The sequence below is a fragment of the Intestinimonas massiliensis (ex Afouda et al. 2020) genome (assembly GCF_900626285.1).
Lineage (GTDB): Bacteria > Bacillota > Clostridia > Oscillospirales > Oscillospiraceae > Flavonifractor > Flavonifractor massiliensis_A.
Window position 1 is genome coordinate 1 of sequence record NZ_LR131150.1, and the last position, 5,648, is coordinate 5,648.

Below are 5,648 nucleotides of genomic sequence, written 5' to 3' on the forward strand. Positions count from 1 at the left end.
CCTTTAGCTGGGATGTTCCCTTGTACTCCCAGATGCGGAATGTGAGGTCATATTTGAGGCTCTTAAGCTGGACTTTGATATTGGGGTATAGATCTATCGGCTCCTTGAACACATAGTACAGGTGCAGACCGTTCCCGGACAACACAAGGAAGGTCGGCATAGGCAACCGCCGAACACGCTTCGGATCTCCGTCAAATCGGAGAAAGAGATTGCGCAGCTCCCCAATACCTACCCCGTCCAAATCAAAGATAAGGGCATTCATCCGCTGTGCGTGCTCCAGCCGGTTCTTATTCCGGCGATAGACAAGACCGCTGCACAGTGTCAAGGGATTTTGCTCCACAAACTCCGTATAGTCCTTCTCCCATGTATCGTGATACATCTTCCGTCGATGAAGCCGCTCATCTTCGCCCTGATAGAGATACACCGCACTCGGATGAGAGAAGTCATCGTACTTAACCCCGTACAGCTCATTGTCGGGAAACAGCTCCCGGTAAAAGTCATAGCCGCCCACCTGCTCAAACTGCGCCGACAGGTATTCATAGCACCCTCTGTAATTTTCGGTCATGTAAAGCCACCTCCAAAAGAAAAAGAAGCAAAAAGAAAATCGCTGCGGCGGGAAGGGGGAAAAGGGGGAGCCAAAGAGCGGCCTCCCGCTGGTCGGCCTTAAAGAGAAAGTCACCTCCCCCTTTTCCCCCTTGTTTCGGCCATGGAAATGATGGAAAACCCTAACGGGTTTACCACATTCCCACAGCCTCCACTCACCCCCTTTTTCCCCTCCGACTTTCTCCCTTCCTGAGAGAATATTTTTGGGTTTTTAGGGATACGATATAAGGGGCCCCTACCCCTTACAGGTCGCTTAGATTATCAAAACTTTTTTTGGGAAAATTTCTAATGCCATTATACCGTGCCGGACTTGCGTTTGCAAGTCCGGCTTTTACCGGCTCATTCCGCCCATGCTCATACCTCTGTCATGCCTGTGCTCCTGCTTGGGCTCCGGCATAATATGCGCCCTTGCCCGCTGGACATATGGCCGAAACTGTTCCGGCAGCTTCTCCTCCAAGAAGGTCAGCGCAGCCTCCACTCGCTGCATCAGTCTCGCCATGAGATCCTTCTGACGGTTCAGCTCGTACTCCAGCGCCATGTTCTCGTCCTTCAGGTCAGACAGCTCCTGCGCCTCCTTCAGCCGCTTCTGTATGGATGGCCGGAGCTGCCGCTCCAGCGAAGTGATCTGCGCCTTCTGAAGCTCTATGGTATTGACCTGCTGCTTGACCGTCTGCTCGGCCTCTGCGCCCCGTACCGCCAATGCCTTCAGCTGCTTGATCTCTTTCAAGGTAACGCCCTTGATATTGCCCATCATGGTTTCTTCCGGCTTAATTCTCTCCAGATCCAGCGATACCTTTTTCGCCGCCTTTAACTCCTTGACCGTTCCTTGCAGCGTTTCCTTTTCCGCCTGCAGCTCCGACACTTCCGCCCTCGCTGCTTCTATCTCCTGCCTTGCGGCCTCCAGCTCCCTCGCCGCCTCTTTGTACTCCGGCAAGGACATATGCGGTCGGCCTCCGTCACCGTGGATCACTTCAAAGCTGTGCTGCTGGGCGATCTGCTCCAGCACCAGCTTCTCACTGTTTACCCAGGCATTCCATTCTGTCTGCCGTTTTGACTGGCCTGTAAATCCCTGCTGCGCCAACGCCTGTTTCAGCGATACTCTTTTCGCAAGCCCCCGCTTCTGCTCCGTTGCCACAGGCACGAAATCTATATGGATGTGGGGCGTGGCCTCGTCCATATGAATGACCGAATTGAACACCCGCAGGTGCGGGTTCCGTTCTTGAAATGCCTCGGCAAACTCTTTGAGAGCTGCCGCAGCCCGTTCTCCCTCCGGCGTCTCGCAGCCGCAGTTGTCCTTGTTGCCGATCTGGAAGATGACCTCATGGAAAAGCCGCTCCTGCTTGCTCTTTTCAATGTGCCGATAGTAGTCCGGGATCTTATCTCTCGTCTTTGTTTTCTTTGCGTTATACTCCGCAAGGGCTTCATCGAAAAGCTCATGGTAGACCTGTTTCAGATTTTCCCTGCACAGCGTAATGTTCTGCTCGGTTCTGGCCGGATCTACATTCTCGGTAATGAACTTGCGGTTATTATGCCCCATGCTTCCGGTTCCCATCATACCGGATATTTTGACTGCCATACTCGCACCTCCTGTCCCGTTTATTATACCATAGATTTCCGCTGAAGTCACCTCTTTGTTACTTTCTCTGTGAGAAAGTAACGCAAAAGCACTTTCCCACCGCAGCACCGTTGGTGCAGCAGTAGGAAAGTGCTTTGCGCCCCTAAAGGGGAGGGTTTCCGGAGCAGCCTGCCTCGACGCTTATGCGCCATTAGCCGGACTGCTCCGGAGGGGCGCTGCCCCTGCCGCCTGCGGGCGGCTCCCCGTTTCCACGACAAACTTGGATTTTATTTATTCAGCAAGTCTTGTAATTCATCCAAAAAACGGCAAACATGAAAGCCATCACAAACGGCATGATGCACTTGAATCGATAAGGGAATATAGTATTTTCCGCCATCCTCATAATACTTCCCAAACGTAAATATCGGCAGTAGATAGTCATATCCTTTTTTTAGATTTAAGTTAAAGCCTTCAAAGCTTGTCCACGGTATCATAGAAACAGGGAAAGTGTTTTCCGGAGGATTAGGCTTTGCGAACATTCCCTTTCGTTCACCATAAGCGTCTATATCCTTTTGATAGTTCTGAAGAAACTCAGTATAGTCTGCTGTAAACTCAGTCCAAATACTCGAAAAGGTTTCAGTTTCCTTATGAAAGATTGTGTAGCAAGGCAGCATTTCTGAAAAAACACCTACCTGTCCGTTTTTATCTAATGCCGTCCTGAACTCTTCGTGTCGATTGAGGATTGTTGTAACCCCATATAAGAGAGTCGGATATAATTTTTTTCCATCCTTTTTCAACTTAGAAATATCGAGTTTTACCGTCATACTATATGTGCAGGGCGTATTGTCAAAATAGTGGTCGAAATACTCTTTTCGTGTCCAATTATTTATATCAATCTTTGTGAATTGCATCATTTATCCTCCGCAAATCCTGATTTATCTAACCACGAAACAACCGACTAAACCATCCCTGTTTTTTCGGCTCGTCTCCACTTCCCTCGCTCTGATCAGTACCGGAGGTAAGCTGCTGCTGTATTGTTCCCGCGTGAAGTGCCTGGGCAGCCTGTGCCGTCTGCTGGGCGGCAACCAATGCAGCGTTGCTCTCGGAAAGCCTTGCGTTCAGATCCTCGATCTGCTTGTCCTTTATCGCAAGCTGTCCTTGCAGCGTGTCGATTGTGGTCTGCAATACTGCTATCACACCCACATTTTCAGACTGCTCCAATACCTCTCCATTGGAGCGCTCCGTATGCGCATACGTATGCGCTCCAACGGAGCACTCCTTTTGCAGAAAGTCTTGTTTTATAAGGGTTTCACCCTGCTCCTCTATATACAAAACCCCCTGCTCCGTATGCGCATACGGAGCGCAAACCGTATGCAGTTTGCCTTTGTACCGCTTATAAACCGTTTGCTTCGATACGCCTATCTCGTCGGCTATCTGCCGAATCGTTTTCATGGCCTCACACTCCCCACACTATCGCTGGCGGGTGTGTCCAACTGCTTTGCTATGTACTCCCTCAGATCATCATCAAGCTCAAATGGGAGCCGCCCCAGACGAACGGTTTCCTCAAAAAATAGAATCGTTGCTTCTTCCAAAGTCATTCCATTTTCTGCAAAGACCTTTTCTGCCTGTTCTTTCAGCTCGGCATCGATCTCCAGCGTAACTTCAACCAACCTCTCCATTCCCATCACTCCAACAGCCGGCCATAGTCCCGTTTAGCATAGACTACACGGGCAACGGTCACCAGCCTTTCTTCTTCATCCACCCAATAAAACATCAGATAATTTTGTACCAAAATTTTTCGGTATTCATGTTTCAGTGACCGGATCGGCTGGTAGGCCGGAGCAGCATACGGAAAAGTCAGCACACTTTCCGCTGCATTCACCAGCTCTACCGCCAGACGATCCGCCGCATCCGGGTTTTGCAGTTCTCTGCTGATATACCGAACAATTTCAATCATATCTTTCCGGGCAACAGGTAAATACTCTAATTTATACAACCCGTTCCCCTCCAATGGCATCTTTCATTGCCTTCAGCACATCTTTGGAAGAATAGCGTTGATCCGTCAGCTCCGCCTCTTTCTCTGCCTCCTGCAGCTTGAAATACACCTCGCTTTCAAATTGCAGGTTCTCAAATGCCTCCATACTCAAAACAACCATATCACCGTATCCATTCTTTGTCAAAAAAACAGGTTGAGCAGTTTCATGCACGGTCTTTGAAATGTCAGCAAAATTGTTTCTCAAATCAGAAACAGGTCGAATCATATTCATATTATCATCCTCCTTTGCTTTATCTTATCATAATTATGCTAAATTATCAACACTGTTTCCTTGCCATAAATAACTTTTACCTATGTTACCATTTAGGGGTCGAAAAAGCCTTGATTTATGCGGTTTTCCGTCCTCGAAATCAGAGGGGGCAGTATCCTTACCCTACCACGCCAAAAAACGGCGTAGAGGCCATTCTGGGGCGTTTACAGCCCTTTCCGCAAATCCTCCTGTATCAGATCGCTCAACGCCTGTGACGGGCGTATTTTGACCGTCAGACCGCCATCCTCATACCGCACCGTTGGAGGGTTATCCCACCACTTATAAACGGTGTTCTTCGATAGTCCAGTGCCAGCAATACAATCTTTCGGTCTGCCATCCGGGTTCTGCTGCCGCCAGTCATATACTCGCTGCTGCGCTGATGGCCGCCCATTTCCCTTCCTCCAATTTGGATTTGTAACTGTTTGAATAGCCCGCATAACCTCCATATGCTGTTCCTGCGTTCTACCGTTTCTCTTATTTCTCTCAACTCGAACATTGGTCAGTTTCTCAATATCTGCAATCGTGAAATTATAATACTCCTTGTCGTATGCCTCCAGCGCACTCCGTATATCCTCCTCAGTCAATGCGTTCTCATGCTTCACCATCTGCAAGTCCTCAAACGCTGTCCGCATATCCTGCCGGAGCTGCTGCTTCGGCACATCGCATTTATAGGCGTAGATAGCAAGGCACATCAAATAGAAATACCGATGGCCGCCCTCGATGCTGCCGATCTGCCTCAGCCACCAATGGTAAAGGGCATACGGATCATCGCCGTGTACCTTTCCGGCTATATCCCACTTCTTTTTTCTCTTATTGCCCTCTATCACCACACGCTGATACCATTCCGGGTATGCCTCCTTCGCCTGCGCCCTCGTCATTCTGGACGGATGAAACGGCTTATTTATATCCACCCGGTTCTCCGGCTTGATTGCGTAAGCGTTCAGATAATCCAGCGTCACACGCTCCCCTGTGCGGAAGGCCACCAACTCCGTACCGTACTTGGCGTTGATGCTCCCCACCATGCGGAAACCCTGATTGATGGACTGGTACTGGATCGCCTTTAGCTGGGATGTTCCCTTGTACTCCCAGATGCGGAATGTGAGGTCATATTTGAGGCTCTTAAGCTGGACTTTGATATTGGGGTATAGATCTATCGGCTCCTTGAACACATAGTACAGGTGCAG

6 protein-coding genes and 2 pseudogenes are annotated in these 5,648 nt (G+C 49.6%); all 8 read right to left on the reverse strand.

Annotation, left to right across the window (positions count from 1 at the left end; all coding sequences use genetic code 11):
• Positions 1 to 565: pseudogene (locus E0E41_RS18265) on the reverse strand (hypothetical protein); the annotation flags it as partial.
• A gap of 369 nt (positions 566 to 934) precedes the next feature.
• Entirely contained in the window at positions 935 to 2,179 is a 1,245-nt protein-coding gene (locus tag E0E41_RS18270) for a plasmid recombination protein (RefSeq protein ID WP_130871315.1), read from the reverse strand.
• A 266-nt stretch (positions 2,180 to 2,445) separates the two neighbouring features.
• On the reverse strand, positions 2,446 to 3,069 hold the full coding sequence (locus tag E0E41_RS18275; RefSeq protein ID WP_043774378.1) for a type A-13 chloramphenicol O-acetyltransferase: 624 nt from the start codon (positions 3,067 to 3,069) through the stop codon (positions 2,446 to 2,448).
• A gap of 28 nt (positions 3,070 to 3,097) precedes the next feature.
• Complete coding sequence (locus E0E41_RS18280; protein WP_130871316.1) at positions 3,098 to 3,610, reverse strand: TetR family transcriptional regulator; 513 nt, start codon at positions 3,608 to 3,610, stop codon at positions 3,098 to 3,100.
• Positions 3,607 to 3,837 (reverse strand): type II toxin-antitoxin system RelB/DinJ family antitoxin, encoded by a 231-nt coding sequence (locus E0E41_RS18285; RefSeq protein ID WP_165450615.1) that lies wholly within the window; start codon positions 3,835 to 3,837, stop codon positions 3,607 to 3,609. Before E0E41_RS18285 ends, E0E41_RS18280 begins: the two co-directional genes overlap by 4 nt.
• A gap of 5 nt (positions 3,838 to 3,842) precedes the next feature.
• Positions 3,843 to 4,154: a type II toxin-antitoxin system RelE/ParE family toxin gene (locus tag E0E41_RS18290; RefSeq protein WP_130871318.1), complete on the reverse strand. Its 312-nt coding sequence runs from the start codon at positions 4,152 to 4,154 to the stop codon at positions 3,843 to 3,845.
• On the reverse strand, positions 4,147 to 4,425 hold the full coding sequence (locus tag E0E41_RS18295; RefSeq protein WP_130871319.1) for a type II toxin-antitoxin system Phd/YefM family antitoxin: 279 nt from the start codon (positions 4,423 to 4,425) through the stop codon (positions 4,147 to 4,149). Before E0E41_RS18295 ends, E0E41_RS18290 begins: the two co-directional genes overlap by 8 nt.
• Positions 4,426 to 4,628: 203 nt before the next feature.
• Positions 4,629 to 5,648, reverse strand: a pseudogene (locus E0E41_RS18670) (hypothetical protein); the annotation flags it as partial.

Coding starts and splice junctions, on each gene's coding strand:
- E0E41_RS18275 (WP_043774378.1), bottom strand. CDS start 3,069: ATGCAATTCACAAAGATTGATATAAATAATTGGACACGAAAAGAGTAT.
- E0E41_RS18270 (WP_130871315.1), bottom strand. CDS start 2,179: ATGGCAGTCAAAATATCCGGTATGATGGGAACCGGAAGCATGGGGCAT.
- E0E41_RS18280 (WP_130871316.1), bottom strand. CDS start 3,610: ATGAAAACGATTCGGCAGATAGCCGACGAGATAGGCGTATCGAAGCAA.
- E0E41_RS18285 (WP_165450615.1), bottom strand. CDS start 3,837: ATGGAGAGGTTGGTTGAAGTTACGCTGGAGATCGATGCCGAGCTGAAA.
- E0E41_RS18295 (WP_130871319.1), bottom strand. CDS start 4,425: ATGAATATGATTCGACCTGTTTCTGATTTGAGAAACAATTTTGCTGAC.